This is a genomic window from Myceligenerans pegani, assembly GCF_014892515.1.
In the GTDB taxonomy this organism is placed as follows: Bacteria; Actinomycetota; Actinomycetes; order Actinomycetales; family Cellulomonadaceae; genus Myceligenerans; species Myceligenerans pegani.
Window position 1 is genome coordinate 14,575 of sequence record NZ_JADBGR010000068.1, and the last position, 17,562, is coordinate 32,136.

Here is a 17,562-nt window from a genome sequence, read left to right on the forward strand (position 1 = left end):
TGGGGAAGGCGCCGTGGTGCTGGGGGCTCTCCCGCGATGGCGGTTACTGCCCCATGGCGTGCACGCCGCCGTCGACGTGCACGATCTCGCCCGTGGTGGCCGGGAACCAGTCGCTGAGCAGGGCCGCGACGGTTCGCGCCGTCGGCTCCGCGGTGGTCTGGTCCCAGCCGAGCGGCGCGCGCTCCGGCCAGTTGGCCTCCATCTGCTCGAAGCCGGGGATCGACTTCGCGGCGGTGGTCTTGATCGGCCCGGCGGACACCAGGTTGCAGCGGATGCCGGCGGGTCCCAGGTCGCGCGCGAGGTAGCGGTTCGCGGCCTCCAGGCCGGCCTTGGCCACGCCCATCCAGTCGTAGACGGGCCAGGCGAACTGCGCGTCGAAGGTGAGGCCGACGATGGCGCCGCCGTCGGTCATCAGCGGCTTCGCGGCCACGCCGAGCGCCTTGTAGGAGAACGTGGACACGTGCAGCGCGGTGGCGACGTCCGCCCACTCGCCCGAGAGGAAGTTCCCGCCCATCACGCTCTGGGGCGCGAAGCCGATCGAGTGGACCACGCCGTCGAGCCGGTCGAGGCCCGCCTCGCGCACGGCATCGGCGAGACCTGCGAGGTCCTCGTCGCTCGTGACGTCGAGCTGAACGACCGGGGGCGGCGTGTCACCCGGCAGACGCTTCGCGAACGCACTAGTCAGCTTCATCTGACGGCCGAACGACGAGAGGACCACCTCGGCCCCCTCCTCGATCGCCAGGCGCGCCGTGTGGAACGCGATCGACGAGTCGGTGAGGACCCCGGTGATGAGCAGCTTCTTGCCTTCGAGGAGACCCATGTTGTCCTTCCGGTGAATGCGCGGGGCATGACACGCCGTGCCCCGCACTGGGTGTGAGCGTAACGGTGCGACCGCGCGCGAGGAAAACTCCCGGGTCGGCGCGGGTCGTGGAAGATGTCGCCAACGGTGTCGGCGAGGACACGGCCGTCCCGGCGGCCGTGGTGAAAGCGCAGGTGAGCGCGAGGATCGGTGGGGCCGTCAGTGCCCCATGCCCATGCCGCCGTCGACGGGGACGACGGCGCCCGTGACGTAGGACGCGGCGTCCGATGCGAGGAACGTCACGACGCCCGCCACCTCGTCGGGGCGGGCGAACCGGCCGGCGGGAATCGCGGCGAGGTAGAAGTCCCGCGTCTTCTCGGGCAGTTCGGCGGTCATGTCGGTCTCGATGAAGCCGGGCGCGACGACGTTCGCGGTGATGCCGCGCCCGCCGAGCTCGCGCGAGATGGAGCGCGCCATGCCGACCAGCGCCGCCTTCGACGCGCCGTAGTTCACCTGGCCCGTGCCGCCGTACAGGCCCACGAGCGAGCCGATCAGCACGATGCGACCGTAGCGCTTGCGGATCATGCTCTTGGCGGCACGGCGCACGCAGCGGAACGTGCCCGTCAGGTTCACGTCCACGACCTGCTCGAACTCCTCGTCCGACATGCGCATGAGGAGCTGGTCCTTCGTGACGCCGGCGTTGGCGACGAGGACGTCCACCGGCCCGAGGTCCTGCTCGATCTGCGCGAAGGCTTCGTTCACTGCCTCCGTGTCGGTGATGTCGGCCTTGTAGCCGTGCACACCGTCGGGCAGGTCGCCCCCGCGGTACACCGTGGCGACGCGGTCCCCCTCGGCGACGAAACGTTCGGCGATCGAGCGGCCGATGCCGCGTGCGGCGCCGGTCACGACGACGACGCGGCCGGCGGCGGAATCCAGGTTCTCGGTCATACCGGCGACGCTACCCGTGCGACCCACCGGGCGGCGCTGCGCGACCTGCCACGCGCCCCGCGCCGCGCGTTGTGGGGTTCCGACAACATCGATTCGTGACATCGGGTACCAACACCGGGAATCCGTCGATCCCGGACGAGGTTCACCCCGTCGTGACGCCGCGATAGACCTCCATCGTGCGGTCGGCGATCGCCGCCCAGGAGAAGTGCTCGCGGGCCCGGCGGCGGCCCGCCTCGCCCATCGCCGCGGCGCGCGCCGGATCGGCGACCACCCGGTTCAGGGCCTCGGTCAGGTCGGCGACGAACCGGTCGGGGTCGAGCGGCGTCCCGGTGCCGTCGTCGGCCTGCTCGATCGGGACGAGCGCGCCCGTGACGCCGTCGTCCACGACCTCCGGGATGCCGCCGGTCGCCGTGGCCACGACAGGCAGCCCGACCGCCATCGCCTCGAGGTTGACGATGCCGAGCGGCTCGTACACGCTCGGGCAGACGAACACGGTCCCGGCCGCGAGCACGGCGACGAGTTCCTCGCGCGGCAGCATCTGCTCGATCCAGACGATCCCGCCGTCGCGGCCCGCGCGCGCGGGGCCCGCTCCGGCGCGCGCCTCGCGCAGCCCGCTCACCAGTGTCTTCACCTCGTCCATCAGCTCCGGCGTGTCGGGGGCGCCCGCACACAGCACGAGCTGCACGTCGTGCGGCAGCCCGGCCGCCGCACGCAGCAGGTACGGCAGCCCCTTCTGCCGCGTGATGCGCCCGACGAACACGACCGCCGGCCGGTCCGGGTCGATCCCGAGGCGCCGCACGGTCCCGTCGGCGGCCGCGAGGGCGGCGTCGCCCGACGGCCGCCGCCACCCGGCCAGGTCGATCCCGTTGTGCACCACGTGCACGCGGCCGGGATCGAGCTCGGGGTAGCAGCGCAGGATGTCGTCCCGCATCCCGGCCGAGACCGCGATGATCGCCGACGCGCCGAGGTAGGCCGTCCGCTCCGCCCACGACGACACGGCGTACCCGCCGCCGAGCTGCTCCGCCTTCCACGGCCGCAGCGGCTCCAGGGAGTGCGCGGTGACGACGTGCGGCACGCCGTGCAGCAGCCCGGCGAGATGGCCGGCCATGTTGGCGTACCAGGTGTGCGAGTGCACGACGTCGGCCCCGGCGCAGTCCTGCGCGATCGTCAGGTCGGTGCCGAGAGTGGCCAGCGCCGCGTTCGCGCCGGTCAGCTCGGCGGGCGTGACGTAGCCGGTCACGGCCGGAGCGGGCTCCCCGGGGCCGACGACGGCGCCGCCGGCCTCGCCGAAGTGGCGCACCCGTATGTCGGCGAGCGGCGCGAGCACTCTCGAGAGCTCCGTGACGTGCACCCCTCCTCCGCCGTAGACGTGCGGCGGGTACTCCCGGGTGAGGAGATCGACGGTGAGACGGGACGACGGCGGCCGCTGCGGCTCCAGAGCTGTCACGGTCCAGACGTTACCGATATTTCTTCACCGCCATTTCCTCTGCGGAGCTTTCGCCGGACTCGCCCGAGGCCATATCGTCTGAGCCATGGCAGCCCCTCGTGTTCTCGCGATCGTCCTCGCCGGAGGCGAGGGAAAGCGCCTCATGCCGCTCACCGCGGCACGCGCGAAGCCCGCCGTCCCGTTCGGCGGGATCTACCGCCTGGTGGATTTCGCGCTCTCCAACATCGTCAATTCCCGCTACCTGCACGTCATCGTCCTGACCCAGTACAAATCGCACTCGCTGGACCGGCACATCTCCAAGACGTGGCGCATGTCGCCGCTGCTGGGCAACTTCGTGGCGCCGGTCCCGGCGCAGCAGCGCGTCGGCAAGCACTGGTACCTGGGCAGCGCGGACGCGATCTACCAGTGCCTGAACGTCATCGAGGACGAGAGGCCGGACATCGTGGTCGTGGTGGGCGCGGACCATGTCTACCGCATGGACTTCTCCCAGATGGTGGACGCGCACATCGAGTCGGGCGCCCGGGCGACGGTCGCCGCGATCCGGCAGCCGCTTGCCCAGGCGGACCAGTTCGGCGTCATCGACGTCGAGCCGGACGACCCCACGCGGATCCGCGAGTTCCTCGAGAAGCCGTCCGACGCCGTCGGCCTGCCCGACGCCCCCGACAAGGTGCTCGCGTCCATGGGGAACTACGTGTTCGACGCCGATGCCCTCGTCGAGGCCGTCACCCGGGACGCGTCGAGCAACGACTCCCGGCACGACATGGGCGGCGACATCGTCCCGGCGTTCGTCGCGGCCGGCGAGGCCGGGGTGTACGACTTCATCCGCAACGAGGTGCCCGGCTCCACCGACCGGGACCGGGCGTACTGGCGCGACGTGGGGACCATCGACTCGTTCTTCGAGGCGAACATGGATCTCATCGCGGTGCAGCCCGTCTTCAACCTGTACAACGACGAGTGGCCGCTGTACACGGGGTACACGGGCCTGCCACCGGCGAAGTTCGTGCACGCCGGCCCGGGCCGGATGGGGCACGCCGTGGAGTCGATCGTCTCGCCGGGCGTCCTGATCTCCGGGGCGCAGGCCGCCGGCTCGGTGCTGTCACCGGGCACCCACCTGCACTCGTGGTCGTCGGTGGGCAACTCCGTGCTCATGGACGGCGTGCAGGTGCACCGGTACGCGCAGGTGCACCGGGCGATCCTGGACAAGAACGTGATCGTGTCCGAGCGCGCCCGGATCGGCGTCGACCACGAGGAGGACCGGGCGCGCGGTTTCACGGTCACCGAGTCGGGCCTGACGGTCGTCCCGAAGGGCAGCGTCGTCAAGTAGGCGGAGGCACCGCGAGCGGCCGCCACGGGGCGGTCGCGTCAGGCGCTCGCCCGGACGACGAGGCGCGGCGTCAGCACCTCGTGGCGGTCGGTGGTGCGGCCGGACCAGCGTTCCCGCAGGAGCTCGACCGCCAGCGCGCCCATCTCCGCGCGCGGCTGGTGCACGCTGGTCAGGCGCGGGCGGGCCCGCAGGGCGAGGGCGGAGTCGTCGTAACCGACGACGGCGAGCCCGGCCGGCACGTCGATCCCCCGGTCCCAGGCGTGGTCGAGCACGTCGAACGCCTCGACGTCGTTGCGGGCGAAGACGGCGGAGCATCCGTCCGCCAGCGCGGCGTCCAGGCCCGGGCCGGCCGGTTCCTCGCGATCCCGCTCGATCACCCGCACGTGGCCGGCCAGGCCGTGGGACACCATCGCCGCCTCGTACCCCGCCCGGCGGGCCAGGCCTGCCGGGCGGCGGGACGACGTCAGGTGCGCGATCCGCTCGTGCCCGGCCGCGACGAGGTGGCCGACGGCGAGCGCGGCGCCGTGCTCGTCGTCGTTGTTGACGGAGTCGATCCCGGCGACCGGCTCCAGGGAGCGGCCCACCATGGCCACGGGCGCGCGCCGGGCCGCGGCCTGCAGCAGGGCCGGGTCCGCCCAGGAGGACACGACCACCAGCCCGTCCACGTTCAGGTCGCCCAGCGCGTCGAGCCGCTCGGCCATGCGCCCGGCCTTCCGCGCCCCGTGGGCGAGCAGCACGGACAGGCCGTGCTTCTCGGCGGCCCGCTCCACCGCCTCGACGACCTCCGTGTGGTACGGGTTGTCGAGGCTCGCGACGACGACGCCGAGCAGCATGGTGCGCGTCTGCCGCAGGGCGCGCGCGAGGGCATTGGACCGGTACCCGAGCTCGTCGGCGGCGGCGACGATCCGCTCTCGCGTGGCGGGGCTGACGCCGTCGTCCCCGCGCAGCGCCAGCGACACGAGCGACTTGGAGACGCCCGCCCGCGCGGCGACGTCGAGGATCGTGGGGCGGGACCTCATGCACTGTTTCTACCCCACGGCCGTGGCCTGCCCAAGCCTCGCCGGGCGGGCGCCGAGGACCGTCCCGCGTCCGGTGCGGTCGTCCCGGCCGCCCGTCGGGCGTGCCCTGTGGCACCGCCGACCTGGAACGTTCCAGAATTCGCGTCTCGTTCACCTGCCGGTCCGGGTTCCGCTACCCGGGCGCCGCCGTCCGTCCCTAGCGTCGTCGCCCGTGACCGAGATCTCCGCCGCGGCGACCGCCGCTCCCCCGCCGCCGTCCGCCGCTCTCGCGACCCGCCCCGAGGCGCTGTTGCTGGACTTCGGCGGCGTCGTCTTCGCCACGCGGAAGCGTCCCGGCGGGATGAGCGAGGTCGCCGACCGTGTCGCCGAGGTCCTCGCGCGGGCCGGTCACCACGTCCCCGCCGCGGACCTGCTCCCGGTGCTGACCGGCGGGCGCACCGCACTGCACGACTGGAAGAACTCCGCGAGCCGCCGCCTCGCGCCGCGCGAGCTGACACACCGCGAGATCTGGGGCGACTTCTTCGCCGCTCCCCTGCCCGCCGCCGCCCGCGAGGTGCTGGTCGGCCAGGCGGGAGCGCTGCAGCAGATGGTCACGCTGACGCTCGCCGAGCACCGCCTCCGGCCGGGCGTCCGGGAACTGGTCGAGCTCGCGGACGCGCTCGGCGTCTCGCTCGGGATCGTGTCCAACGCGCACTCCGGCCGCGCCCACCGCGCCGTGATGGAGCGCCACGGCCTGACCGGGGCGTTCGGCGTGCAGGTGTACTCCGACGAGGTGGGCGTCCGCAAGCCCAACCCGGAGATCATCGAGATCGCCGCGCGGGCCCTCGGCGCCGAGCCCGCTCGCTGCTGGTACGTCGGCGACACGTACGACCGCGACGTCGTCGCCGGGCGGCGCGCCGGCGCGGGTGCGGTCGTCATCACCCGCCACCGGCACACGGACGAGGTCCCGTTCCCGGTCGCGGACACCCCCGACGCCATCTTCGACACCCCGGAGGGCCTGGTCGAGGCGCTGCGCGCGGCCGCGCCGCCGGAGCCCGGGCGGGCGGAATCCGGGCCGGCAGCGAACGCCGGTGACCGCCCGGCCGCGCACTTCCCAGCGGTCGGGGACTCGGCGGTCGGGACACCCGTCGCCCAGGTTTCGGCGACCGGCCGCCCGGGCCGCGGCGAGCGGCCGAGCGCGCTGCTGCTCGACCACGGCGGGGTCATCTCGGTGTCGCGGCCCGACGACGGCGTCCGGCGCGCCTTCGCGGAACTGCTGGCCACCCGCCTCACCCGGGCGGGCTACGCGCTCACCCCGGACCAGGCCCTCGCCGCGCTGGACGACATCCGCGCCGCCCACAAGTCATGGAAGGCCCGCCACGAACTCCCCGCCGCCCCGGCCCCGCTCGCCGCGGCCACTCCGCCCGCCGAGCACGACATCGGCGCCGGTGTCAGCGTCCATGACGCCGACGTCGTCCTCGGCGCCGGGGATTCCGGGAGGGGCGTCGTCGTTCCCGAGATCGATGCGACGACGTTCTGGGTCGAGTTGGCGGGCCCCGTGATCGCCCGGGCGGTGGGCGGCGCCGCGGGCGCGGCCCCCGCTGCCGCCACGTCCGCGACCGGGCCCACCACGCCCGCCGTCGTCCCCGACGGGCTGCGGGCCTGGCTGCGGGCCGAGGCGCACGCGCTCATGGTGGCCTACGCCCGCGCCAAGTCCGTGTCCGTCGTGCGGTCGGGGGTCCGCGTACTGCTGCGGGCCGCGCGCGCCGCCGGCGTCCCGGTCGCCGTCGTCTCCAACACCGTGAACGGCCGCGCCGTGCGCGAGAAACTCGACGCCGCCGGGCTGACCGAGTACGTCGGCGCGCACGTGTACTCGGACGAGCTCGGCCGCCGCAAGCCCGACCCCGAGATGCCCGCCACGGCGCTGCGCGCCCTCGGCGCCGAGGCCGCGAGCGCCTGGTTCGTCGGCGACAAGCCGGCGCGGGACGTGATCGCGGCGCGGGCGGCCGGCATCGGGCACGTGGTGCTGGTGCGGGGCGGTTCGACGTCGGACGACGCCCTCGCCGCCCTGGCCGACGACGATCCCGCGCGGCCCGACCACGTCGTCGACGACATGGCCGGGCTGGCCGCCCTCATGGGCCTCGCGCCCGCCGCACCCCCCGACTCCGGCCGGTCACCCGCCGGCCGGGAACAGGACCCCGTCCCAGGGTCCTGACCCCGCACGACCATCCCCCTTTGGAGCCCAGCATGACCACCACCGCCGCGGACGCCCTGCGCGTCCGCCTCCACGACCCCGACCGGATCTCCGGCTCGCAGAAGCTGATGATCATGATCCTGTCCATGACCCTCTACGGCGTCGCCGACATCGTCGCGGACCTGCTGCCGAAGTTCGAGGTCGGCAGTCTCGAGCTGGAGGTCGCGTACTTCGCGTTCATCCCCGTCGTGCTCGCCGCCCTGCTGACGCCGCTGTGGGTGGCGCTCGGCGTCGCCATCGGTGAGGCGGTCATCGCCGACATGCTGCTCGGTTCGTTCTCGGGGATCGGGGAACTGGAGGGCTTCCTGCAGATCTTCGTCGGGACGTACGTGGCGGGCTGCCTGGTGAAGGACCCCCGGCGCCCCGCGCGGCTGTTCTGGGCGGCGATGGCGCTCGTGTCGATCGACAAGGTGTCGTCCGGGATCATCGACGTGGCGAAGTTCGGTGTCGGGATCGACCCGGAGGCCGGTGAGGACGCCGGCGGCGGGCTGGCCGCCGTCGTGCTGGCGGAGGGCATCGAGCTGGTGCTCGCGCTGGTCATCACGGGCGCGGTGTTCGGCGGGCTGGTCGCGATCTGGCTGGCGCCGCGCCTGTACGGCAAGATCGAGCCGCTGATGGGCCTGCGGCCGCGCGATCCCGCGAACCCGCCGCGGCTGGTGGGCCCCTGGGGCTCGCCGTTCTGGCTGGTGGGTGTGCTCGGGATCGTGCTGGCCGCGGCCGTGGGGATCTTCGAGCAGTGGGAGGAGCACTTCGAGGTCACCAACCCGGTCACCGCGCTCGGCGAGTGGGAGGCGGCGAACGCGGAGTCGCTCGCGGAGTCGTCGTTCGCGTGGCTGGCGGCGCTGCTCGGCCTGGTGGCCGGGCTCGTGATCGTCGCGGTCATCGCCGCCCTGCGGGCGCGCGGTACGCAGCGGTCCCTGGCGGCCGACGCCGACGACGAGGCGGAGGACGACGCCTGATGCCGGCCGCCGACGACGGCCCGCGCGGAGCCGCCCCCGCGATCGAGGTCCGGAACCTGACGTTCCGGTACCCCGGCGCGGAGCGGGACACGCTCCGCGGCGTCGACCTGACGATCGCCGCGGGTGACTTCGTGGCCGTCGTCGGCGGCAACGGCTCGGGCAAGACCACCCTGGCCAAGACGTTCAACGGGTTGGTGCCGCACTTCTGGAACGGCGACCTGTCCGGGTCGGTGCGCGTGCACGGGCGCGGCACGCGCAAGCGGTCGGTCGCGGAGCTCGCCTCCGAGGTGGGGTTCGTGTTCCAGGACTTCGGCAACCAGCTCGTGCGCCCCACGGTGCGGGACGACGTCGCCTACGCGCCCCTCAACCTCGGGCGGGCCGACTGGCGCGAGCGGGCCGACGCCGCCGTCGCCGGGCTGGGACTGGAACCCATCGCGGACACGTTCACCTGGCAGTTGTCGGGCGGCCAGCAGCATCTGACGGCGCTGGCGGGCGCGCTCGCGCTGGCGCCCCGCATCCTCGTGGTGGACGAGCCGGCCGCCGAGGTGGACCCCGCGCGGGCCGCCGAGATCTACGAGCACCTCGTGCGGCTCAACGAGCGGGGCACCACGGTGGTCGTCGTCGAGCACCACGCGGAGCTGATCGCCCGGTACGCCCGCAGCGTCGTGCTCGTCGACGACGGCGTGGTCCGCTGGCACCTGCCGACCGCCGAGGCGATGGCCCGCCGCGAGGACCTGGAGTCGGCGGACGTGCCGGCACCGCAGGTCGTGGAGATCGCCCGGGCGCTCGCCCCGGGATCCCCGCTGCCCCTCACGGTCGACGACTGCGTCGCGGCCCTCGCCCTGCTCGCCGACCCGCTCCTCACCCCGCCCGCCGAGGCAGCAGCATCCCGGGATGCCGCACTGCCGCGGCGGAGCACCGAGGCCGGGTCGGGGCCGGAGTCGGGGTCGAGGTCCGGGTTCGGGGGCGCCTCGGACGGACTACGGAACCGCGCGGGCATCGCCTCGCTGCGGGACGTCTCCCACGGGTACCTGACCATCGACGGGCCGCGGTCCACCGTCGTCGACGGCCTGTCGCTGGACCTGTTCGACGACGACCGCGTCGCCCTCGTCGGGTCGAACGGGGCCGGGAAGTCCACGCTGCTCACCCTGCTCGCCGGACTGGCGCTTCCCCGTGCCGGCACGGTGACCGTCGACGGCCGGGACACGCGCGAGGTCTCGGCCCCCGAGCTCGCCGGCACCGTCTGCTACCTGGTCCAGCATCCGGAGGAGATGTTCCTCCAGGACTCCGTCGCGGCCGACGTCGCCATGTTCCCCCGGGGCCGCCGGGTGGCCGGCGCGGACGAGCTCGTCGCCCGCGTCCTCGACCGCATGGATCTCACCGGGGTCGCCGACCGTGACGGCCGGCTGCTGTCCGGCGGCCAGCAGCGTCGCGCCACGCTCGCCATCGCGCTGGCCATGCGGCCCCGCCTGCTCCTCCTCGACGAACCCACCGCCAGTCTCGACCTGCGCAGCCGGGACGACGTCATCGGCCTCCTCGCCGACCTTGCCGAGCACATCCGGTGCACCGTCGTCGCGACCCATGACATGCAGCTCGTCGCGGAGTGGGCCACCCGCGTCGTCGTCCTCGACGGGGGCAGGATCATCGCGGACACCACCCCCGCGGCCCTGTTCGCCGACGACGCCGTGCTCGCGCGCGCCCGCCTCGTACCGCCCCAGGCCGCCCAGGTGGGCAGGCGGCTGGGCCTGTCTCCCGTGCCCCGCGGCGTGGCGGAGCTGGTCGCGCGGCTGGGCGGCGCCCCGGCCGAGGCGGCCTCACCCGCGCCGGATGTCCTGTCTCGGCCGGCTGAATCGGGGGCCGCGATCGCCGGGAACGTCGCCGGTACGGTCGCCGGCGGGAAGGAGGCGGCTCGGTGAGCACCCGGCGCGATCTCGACCGCCTCTCCGTCGACTGGATCACCCTCGAGCTGATGCGCGTCGCCTACGCCACCCGGGGCGGCTTCCTCGCCGTCCGGGACCCGCGTGCGGTGGTGTGGTGGTACGTGATCGGGGCGCTGGCCCCGTGGTTCACGTACGACGTCGGGGTGCTGGCCGTCCTCTTCGCCGCGGCTCTGGTCGCGGCGCTGGCGGCCAGGATCGGGCCGCTGCTCCTGGGACTGTTCCTGCTCGGGATCGTCGGCGACCTGGTCTACCTCCTGGTCATGCTGCTGATCCTGCGGGAGGACCCGGCGGCGGTCGGCACGCTCGTGCTGCCCGTGCTGAAGCTGGGCACGGTGTCGCTGGTGAGCATGGCCGCCTTCGCCTCTCTCGACCCGGAGAAGATCAGCGACGCCCTGCTGGCGATGCGGGCGCCGGAGATCCTGGGCTTCGCCGTCAGCTACGGCTACCGCATGATCCCGGTGCTCGTGGACGAGTTCCGCACCATCGTGGACGGCCACCGCCTGCGCGGAGCGCCGCCGCGCGGCCCGGGTCTGCTGGGCTGGCGCCTCGTCGTCCGCCTCGCCACGATCCTGGTCCGGTCCTTCTACCCGCTCATCCTCAACACTGCGAAGCGCACCCGCACCACGGTGGAGGCGCTGGAGACCCGCGGCTTCACCGCCGCGGGCAGCGTCGGCGGCGCGGGCCGCGCGCTCCGGCTGGCGCACCTGCGGTTCACCGTGGCCGACGGCGCCCTGCTGACGGCCACGCTCGCGGTGGTGACCCTGGCGTACTGGACGGGCGGCATCATGTGAGCGCGCGGACGCGGGTGAGTCGGTCGCGCCACCAGGTGATCCGTTCCGGGTCGGTCGGTTCGTGGGTGTCGAGCAGGTCCGGGTCGGGTTCGGGTGCGGTGCGCGGGACGGGGAGGTATCCGTCGACCGGGCGCAGTGACGCGTCGCCGGGGACGACGTCGCCGTCCAGGAGGGACAGCGTGCCCAGACCGCAGGCGAAGTCCAGCTCCGGCAGCGCCCCCGCGAGGGCGAGCTGCGCGGACAGTCCGACACTGGTCTCCAGGGCCGAGGAGACCACGCACGGCAGTCCGGCGGCCTCGGCGACCTCGAGCGAGCGGCGCACGCCACCCAGCGGGGTGCACTTGATGACCGCGACATCGGCCGCACCGGCGACCGCGACCCGTAGCGGGTCCTCGGCGCGCCGGATGGATTCGTCGGCAGCGATCCGTACGTCGACCTGACGCCGGACGGCGGCCAGTTCCTCGATGGTGCGGCAGGGCTGCTCCACGTACTCCAGACCAGCCGCAGCCTTGTCCAGCAACCGGATCTGCGCGACGGCGGTCTCCACGTCCCACACCCCATTGGCATCCACCCGGATCGCCCCGCCCGGCCCGAGCGCGTCACGGACGGCTTCGACGCGGGCAAGGTCCTCGGACAGTGACTCGGGGTGATCGGCGACCTTGACCTTGGCCGTACCGCAGCCCGACCGGGCCACGATCTCGTGCGCACGCTCCGGGCCGACTACCGGAACCGTGCAGTTGATCGGGATGCGGTCGCGCACCGGCTCGGGCCAGCCGATGGTGGCCTGCTCGATTGCGGTGGCCAGCCAGGACGCGGACACGACGTCGTCGTAGTCGTCGAACGGGCAGAACTCACCCCACCCGGCAGGCCCACGGATCAGCATCCCCTCACGCACAGTGATGCCCCGGAACCGGGCGGTCATGGGAATGGCGTAGACGCGCGCCCCAGCGAAGTCGATCTGGTCAGGGTCGGTGGTACTGATCATCACTTGGTGGATCCTCTTCTCGGCTAGCCGGGGTGCAACGCGCGGTGGTGAAGCGCGGGGTATCAGCGCCCGCGGGATCGCTGGGCGGTGCAAGGGCCAGACCGCCCACCGCCTATCTGCTCCCATGCCGCTCGATCCATCAGGTAGTGAGGCATCTCCATCCTGACTCCTCCGGATGCGGTTCTCACTGTCGTTCCGGCCCGCTCGAACCCAGCGTGGACAAGCGCGCGGTGACCAGCTACGTCTCGGGGTAGCCGGATCGCTCGGACCTCATCCAGCGCACGAAGTTCGAAGGCGATCCAGGCCAGGCCGGAGAGCGCTTCGGCCCCGAGACCGAGGCCCCACCAGTCAGGATGTATGGCGACATCCGCTTCGCACGCCGACTCCTGCGCTCGACTGCCAACGAGGGTTCCGCAGCCGACCGTCCGTCCACTCCTGGCGTGCACAATGGCGAGCGTGGCGTCCTTCGGCGCAAGTCCGGAGCCCGCCTTTTCCGAGCCTTGAACGGCACGTCCCACCAAGTCACGCACCTGTTCGCGATTGAGCAGGCCGTGGCGGCGATGCCGGACAACGCGGTAGTCGCTGAAGAGCGCAAACAGAGCATCGACGTCCTCGACGCGAATCGGTCGCAGGACAAGACGGGTGGTCGCGCGCAAGGCCTCGGTGATCAGATCTTGACTCATGCTGCGCCTTCGTCAGTGCCAGCTGAGCTCGCGACCTGCATGGCTCTGCGTACGGCGTTGAACGTCTCCCATACCGATGCCGCCGTGTCGACCTCGCCGTGGATCATGTTGGTCAGTCCATCGGTGCTCATGGCTCGGCGCACGAGGAGCTTGGCCGGGAGCATGAGAGCAGCGTTCTCGCCGGTCCATACCTCAATCCGGACGGGAGCCCTGGTCAGCAGCGGAATGAGCAGGTGACGATGCCGTTGGAAGTTGTTGGAGCGCCCGTAGAGGACATCGATCGTCGGAGCGGTCAGCGTGAGTTCGACGGCGTCGCGGCACGCCAGACCAAGGGCTTTGAGGAGCAGGGCGAACTCCGTGTGCAGCGATGTCACCGTGACGTCGCTTCCCGCCTGTGGCGAAAGTGCGGTGACGCCTTCGGCCAAGGCCGACCAGACGGCGATGTCGTACTCCGGATTTCGGGGCAGTCTCAGAGCCGCCTTGCGCGCGACGGCGGCCACAAGGTCTGGCTCGGCGACGGCGTCAGGGTCGACGCCCTGAAGCCAGGCCAGGACAGAGGCCCATCCCACGCGGATCCGGGCACGATCACCGGCGGTGCAGGGGCGGTTGAAGCCGTTGGGCTTGTACATCACCAGCGCCGCGTCGCAGCTGCTGACCGTAGAGATAGGGCGGGCTGCCGCGCCGTCGGGCATTGGTTCGCTCTCCTCATCGAGCCGGTGGTAGGACTTGGATCTTTCCCATGACAAGTGCATCGAGACCGCAGGCGACGAAGGTGCGTACCGCATCGGCGGGGGCGTTCACGATCGGTTCGTCGGCCTCGTTGAACGACGTGTTGAGAACTACGGGCAGGCCTGCGCGGCGCCGGTACTGCTCGATCAGGTCCCAGAACATTGGGCTGGCCGCGCGTTCGACCGTTTGCACGCGTGCAGTGCCGTCGACGTGAACGACGGCTGAAACAGTGCCCCGTTGTGCCGGAATGACATCGGCCGTGGCCAGCATGTACGGGTACACGTAGCGGCCCGCTGCGTGCAGGCGAAAGTAGGCGTCCCCATGCTCGGCGAGCACTGCAGGAGCAAGCGGCCGGAACAACTCGCGGCGTTTGATCAGGGCATTGATTCGTTCGACGACTGCGCCATCTTGGGCGGGAGCAAGGATGCTGCGCGCGCCCAGCGCACGGGGTCCGAACTCGGTACGCCCCTGTGCCCAGCCGAGCACCTTCCCTGCGGCAAGGAGTTCAGCCGCGCGCTCAGCCGGGTCGGCGACAGGCGTCACACGGTATCCAAGAGCTGGGAGGTGCTGGACGGCTCGCTCAACATCGTTGTCGGAGAGTTCTGGCCCGTGCAGTGCATGGCGCCACGCCTCACGCTCGCTGGCGTCGGCGACAAGCAGGGCGGCACCGACAGAGGCCCCGGGGTCCCCTGCCGCGGGCTGGACGTAGACCTCATCGAACAGGCCCGACTCGACGATGCGCTGGTTGAGCACGCAGTTGAGGGCGACGCCGCCGGCCAGGCAGAGGCGGCGGTGCGGGGTCAGCTTCCGGGCGTACCTCAGGAAGCGCAGGACGAGCTTCTCGAGTAGCACCTGCGCGCCATGGGCAACGTCCCGATGGCGGTCGTTGATCTCCTCGTCTGGCTCTCGTGGCGGGCCGAGCAGATCGACGAGCGCAGGGCTGAAGAGCCTGCGGTGCGAACTGGGCCTCCGATGATGATCGAAGTACGACAGGTTCAGCCGGAGTCGGCCGGATCCATCGACGGTGGCCAGTTGCGAGATATTGCTGACCACCTTGGTGCTGCCGTAGGCGGCCAGGCCCATCACCTTGTACTCGTCGTTCTGCGGCTGGAAGCCGAGGTACCTGGTGAGCATCGAGTACAGGTAGCCGAACGAATGCGGATAAATGACGCTGTGCAGCTTCCTCAGGTGCCCGTCGCGCCCGTCGTAGATGCAGGCGGTCTCATACTCGCCGCGGCCGTCGAGAGTGACCACGAGCGCGTCGTCGAACGGCGAGGTGAGATACGCGCTGGCGGCGTGAGCGCGATGGTGAGCTACAGGCGTGATGCGAACATCGGGGTGCAGCAACCCTCTCTCACGCACCTGAGCGGGTAGCCGTCGCCGTCGGAGGTACTTGTCAACATCAGACCTCAACGAGCCGAGTGAGTCCGGGAAGGCGTGCCACAGGTTCGCCGGTGCGAGCATCGCCTGGAGGCGTGGATCGACGAACAGCGCGACATCGTCGATCTCGCCGGGCTCGAGCCCCACTTGATCGAGGCACGCCTTGATCGCCTCTGTGGGAAACGCCTTCGTGTGCTTGTCGCGGGTCAGGCGTTCCTCTTCGACGGCAGCCAAAACCCGGCCCTGGAGAACAAGTGCGGCGGCCGAGTCGTGCGTGCCGAAATTGATCCCCAGGACCGGTGATGTCATCCGGCCGTGGGCTTCCCGATCAGGTCCTGGCCACCCAGGTAGGGACGCAGAACTTCGGGCACTGTGACAGTGCCGTCGTCGTTGAGGTTGTTCTCCAGGATCGCGAACACGGCGCGGTCGGTGATGCCGGTCGAGGAGATCGTGTGTGGCAGCACAGTCTTGCCGTCCGCGCCCTTGAACCGGATCTTGAACCGGCGCGCCTGGTAGTCCCACAGGTTCGTGTTCGAATGCGTCTCCTTGTAGGCGCCGAACGACGGGAACCACGCCTCGGTGTCGTACTTCTTGTACGCCGGGGCTCCCATGTCGCCCAGGCACACCCGCACCACACGGAACGGCAGCTCCAGAGACGTCAGGATGTCCTCGACATTCTGCTGACACTCCTCGAGCATCGCGTCCGAGTCGGCCGGGTCACAGATGATGATCTGCTCCACCTTGTGGAACTGATGCACTCGGAACCCGCCACGGTTCGACCGGCCCGCCGACCCTGCTTCAGTTCGGAAGCATGGCGAGAAGGCCGTGACCTTGATCGGGAACTCCGACGCGTCCACGATCGTGTCGCCGTAGTAGCCGATCAGGGTCTGCTCCGAGGTGCCGATCAAAGCCAGATCGGAGTCGGCGACCTGGTAGATCTGGTCGGCGAAGAACGGCAGGTACCCCGTGCCGAACAGCGTCCGCTCACGGGCGAGCAGCGGCGTCAGCATCGGCGCAAAGCCGCGCTTGACCAGGAAGTCCTGCACGTAGGTGAACACCGCCCAGGCCAGGCGGGCACCATCACCCTTCCAGTAGTAGAAGCCGTTGCCGGCGACCTCGGCGCCCCGAGCCATATCGAAGATTCCCAGCCGCTCACCGATGATGTCGTGCGAACGGTTCTCGTCAGCGGGCACGGGGGTGCCGAACGCGCGCAGTTCCACGTTGTCTTCGTCCGAATGCCCGAGCGGAGTATCTTCCGCGAACAGATTTGGCAGTCGGACCCACAGCTCGTCGCGAGCCTTCTCAAGCTCACGAAACCGCTCGGTAGCGTTCTTCAGGTCCTGCTTGAGCGCGCGGGCCTTATCGATGTCCGCGCCCTTGCCCAGCTTCTTCTGCTCCGCACGCAGCGTCTCCATCTGGACCTGCGTCGCGCGCATCTCGGAGTCGAGAGAGATCAGCCCGTCCACATCGACGTCGGACTCCTTGGCCTCGACCGTACGGCGCACACGGTCAGGGTCGGTACGCAACAGGGTGATGTCGATCACAGGGCGTCTCTCCTCGATGGTTGCTGGTCATCGTGCTGGCAGTGCGCGAATGCCGACACGCGGCTGTGTGACCGCTCGAAGAGGCCGATTGCCTCTTGCAGGTGCCGCGGGTTCGACGTGGTGATCGCCAGCGCCGAGACCCGCTGGTCGGCAAGAGCCCACTCTAGCGCCGAGAGCCTCCTCATCCCGGATCGGACCGTCTGATCGACGAGGCGTCCCCGGTCGAGCGGCGACATCCCGACGAACGCCCGACCCGACTCGACGACGCCATTCACGTACAGCGCGGACCACCGGTTGTGCAAGTTGTACTGCGCGGCGACCCCGCCAATCCCACGGCAACGCAGAGCGCCCAGCACGTGCGCGGGCTCGTGACAGTACGCATACACGGAGCCGACGACACCGGTGACGCGGCACAGGTCCTCACCCAGCGCGTAGAAGTCGGCAGCGGCGCCCTCGTCGCGCAAGAGTTGACGGTCTTGCGTGCGCTTGACGTCAATCTCAAGTACGAGCACGTCGACCGCGCTGATCCCGAGCGCCACGACCGAAGCTTCCAATGCCTCCGCGATCCTCGCGGCGATGACTCCGACGTTCACACCGAGCGGAGCTTCCGCCTTGACCAGGTGCCGCACTCGGCAGCCGGTCTCGTCTAGGACCTGGCGCACCGCCCATTGGGTGCCAAGCCGCGGGTTGGAGTGGATCATGCTGACTCCGGACCGGAGAGCGAGCCGGAGTGCCGCCATGCCGGGAGCCGAATCCTTTCCCGGCCGGAGGCGGCCCTCGA

15 protein-coding genes are annotated in these 17,562 nt (G+C 71.3%); 5 read left to right on the plus strand and 10 right to left on the minus strand.

Annotated elements, in window-relative coordinates; genetic code table 11:
* Nucleotides 1–43: 43 nt before the first annotated feature.
* The 3 genes from fabI to glgA form a co-directional block, all read right to left on the minus strand.
* Nucleotides 44–820, minus strand: coding sequence for an enoyl-ACP reductase FabI (gene fabI, locus IIE03_RS08325; RefSeq protein ID WP_192862288.1), 777 nt, complete (start codon nucleotides 818–820; stop codon nucleotides 44–46).
* Nucleotides 821–1,018: 198 nt separating this feature from the next.
* Entirely contained in the window at nucleotides 1,019–1,747 is a 729-nt protein-coding gene (locus IIE03_RS08330; protein WP_192862289.1) for a beta-ketoacyl-ACP reductase, read from the minus strand.
* Nucleotides 1,748–1,889: 142 nt separating this feature from the next.
* On the minus strand, nucleotides 1,890–3,194 hold the full coding sequence (gene glgA, locus IIE03_RS08335) for a glycogen synthase (RefSeq protein WP_318842876.1): 1,305 nt from the start codon (nucleotides 3,192–3,194) through the stop codon (nucleotides 1,890–1,892).
* Between the two features lie 85 nt (nucleotides 3,195–3,279).
* Between glgA and glgC the strand changes: the two genes are divergently transcribed.
* A complete protein-coding gene (gene glgC, locus IIE03_RS08340) occupies nucleotides 3,280–4,518 on the plus strand; it encodes a glucose-1-phosphate adenylyltransferase (protein ID WP_192862290.1) in 1,239 nt (412 codons plus the stop codon).
* A 38-nt stretch (nucleotides 4,519–4,556) separates the two neighbouring features.
* Here glgC and IIE03_RS08345 read toward each other — a convergent pair whose 3' ends face one another.
* Nucleotides 4,557–5,537, minus strand: a complete 981-nt coding sequence (locus tag IIE03_RS08345; RefSeq protein WP_192862291.1) for a LacI family DNA-binding transcriptional regulator — start codon at nucleotides 5,535–5,537, stop codon at nucleotides 4,557–4,559.
* Nucleotides 5,538–5,748: 211 nt separating this feature from the next.
* Between IIE03_RS08345 and IIE03_RS08350 the strand changes: the two genes are divergently transcribed.
* The 4 genes from IIE03_RS08350 to IIE03_RS08365 are packed head-to-tail and all read left to right on the plus strand — an operon-like array spanning nucleotide 5,749 to nucleotide 11,460.
* Nucleotides 5,749–7,731: an HAD family hydrolase gene (locus tag IIE03_RS08350; RefSeq protein WP_192862292.1), complete on the plus strand. Its 1,983-nt coding sequence runs from the start codon at nucleotides 5,749–5,751 to the stop codon at nucleotides 7,729–7,731.
* Nucleotides 7,732–7,763: 32 nt separating this feature from the next.
* Entirely contained in the window at nucleotides 7,764–8,729 is a 966-nt protein-coding gene (locus IIE03_RS08355; protein ID WP_192862293.1) for a cell division protein FtsQ, read from the plus strand.
* Nucleotides 8,729–10,645 (plus strand): ABC transporter ATP-binding protein, encoded by a 1,917-nt coding sequence (locus tag IIE03_RS08360; protein ID WP_192862294.1) that lies wholly within the window; start codon nucleotides 8,729–8,731, stop codon nucleotides 10,643–10,645. Before IIE03_RS08355 ends, IIE03_RS08360 begins: the two co-directional genes overlap by 1 nt.
* On the plus strand, nucleotides 10,642–11,460 hold the full coding sequence (locus IIE03_RS08365; protein ID WP_318842877.1) for an energy-coupling factor transporter transmembrane component T family protein: 819 nt from the start codon (nucleotides 10,642–10,644) through the stop codon (nucleotides 11,458–11,460). The genes IIE03_RS08360 and IIE03_RS08365 overlap by 4 nt, the downstream gene beginning before the upstream one ends.
* Here the strand turns inward: IIE03_RS08365 and IIE03_RS08370 are convergent.
* The 6 genes from IIE03_RS08370 to IIE03_RS08395 all read right to left on the minus strand — a co-directional run bounded on the left by IIE03_RS08370 (nucleotide 11,453) and on the right by IIE03_RS08395 (nucleotide 17,482).
* Nucleotides 11,453–12,445, minus strand: coding sequence for an o-succinylbenzoate synthase (locus IIE03_RS08370; RefSeq protein WP_192862295.1), 993 nt, complete (start codon nucleotides 12,443–12,445; stop codon nucleotides 11,453–11,455). The genes IIE03_RS08365 and IIE03_RS08370 overlap by 8 nt on opposite strands.
* Before the next feature lie 62 nt (nucleotides 12,446–12,507).
* Nucleotides 12,508–13,128, minus strand: coding sequence for a GNAT family N-acetyltransferase (locus IIE03_RS08375; RefSeq protein ID WP_192862296.1), 621 nt, complete (start codon nucleotides 13,126–13,128; stop codon nucleotides 12,508–12,510).
* Nucleotides 13,125–13,820, minus strand: coding sequence for a hypothetical protein (locus IIE03_RS08380; protein WP_192862297.1), 696 nt, complete (start codon nucleotides 13,818–13,820; stop codon nucleotides 13,125–13,127). Before IIE03_RS08380 ends, IIE03_RS08375 begins: the two co-directional genes overlap by 4 nt.
* A 13-nt stretch (nucleotides 13,821–13,833) precedes the next feature.
* Nucleotides 13,834–15,546 (minus strand): carbamoyltransferase family protein, encoded by a 1,713-nt coding sequence (locus tag IIE03_RS08385; protein ID WP_192862298.1) that lies wholly within the window; start codon nucleotides 15,544–15,546, stop codon nucleotides 13,834–13,836.
* Entirely contained in the window at nucleotides 15,543–16,781 is a 1,239-nt protein-coding gene (gene serS / locus IIE03_RS08390; protein WP_192862299.1) for a serine--tRNA ligase, read from the minus strand. Before serS ends, IIE03_RS08385 begins: the two co-directional genes overlap by 4 nt.
* Nucleotides 16,778–17,482, minus strand: a complete 705-nt coding sequence (locus tag IIE03_RS08395; protein ID WP_192862300.1) for an aldo-keto reductase family protein — start codon at nucleotides 17,480–17,482, stop codon at nucleotides 16,778–16,780. The genes serS and IIE03_RS08395 overlap by 4 nt, the downstream gene beginning before the upstream one ends.
* Between the last annotated feature and the right edge of the window lie 80 nt (nucleotides 17,483–17,562).

Excerpts from the sequence above, each read along its gene's own strand:
- IIE03_RS08385 (WP_192862298.1), bottom strand. The coding sequence starts at position 15,546 with ATGACATCACCGGTCCTGGGGATCAATTTCGGCACGCACGACTCGGCC.
- IIE03_RS08330 (WP_192862289.1), bottom strand. The coding sequence starts at position 1,747 with ATGACCGAGAACCTGGATTCCGCCGCCGGCCGCGTCGTCGTCGTGACC.
- IIE03_RS08345 (WP_192862291.1), bottom strand. The coding sequence starts at position 5,537 with ATGAGGTCCCGCCCCACGATCCTCGACGTCGCCGCGCGGGCGGGCGTC.
- glgC (WP_192862290.1), top strand. The coding sequence starts at position 3,280 with ATGGCAGCCCCTCGTGTTCTCGCGATCGTCCTCGCCGGAGGCGAGGGA.
- IIE03_RS08370 (WP_192862295.1), bottom strand. The coding sequence starts at position 12,445 with ATGATCAGTACCACCGACCCTGACCAGATCGACTTCGCTGGGGCGCGC.
- IIE03_RS08375 (WP_192862296.1), bottom strand. The coding sequence starts at position 13,128 with ATGAGTCAAGATCTGATCACCGAGGCCTTGCGCGCGACCACCCGTCTT.
- IIE03_RS08360 (WP_192862294.1), top strand. The coding sequence starts at position 8,729 with ATGCCGGCCGCCGACGACGGCCCGCGCGGAGCCGCCCCCGCGATCGAG.
- IIE03_RS08395 (WP_192862300.1), bottom strand. The coding sequence starts at position 17,482 with ATGATCCACTCCAACCCGCGGCTTGGCACCCAATGGGCGGTGCGCCAG.
- fabI (WP_192862288.1), bottom strand. The coding sequence starts at position 820 with ATGGGTCTCCTCGAAGGCAAGAAGCTGCTCATCACCGGGGTCCTCACC.
- IIE03_RS08380 (WP_192862297.1), bottom strand. The coding sequence starts at position 13,820 with ATGCCCGACGGCGCGGCAGCCCGCCCTATCTCTACGGTCAGCAGCTGC.
- IIE03_RS08355 (WP_192862293.1), top strand. The coding sequence starts at position 7,764 with ATGACCACCACCGCCGCGGACGCCCTGCGCGTCCGCCTCCACGACCCC.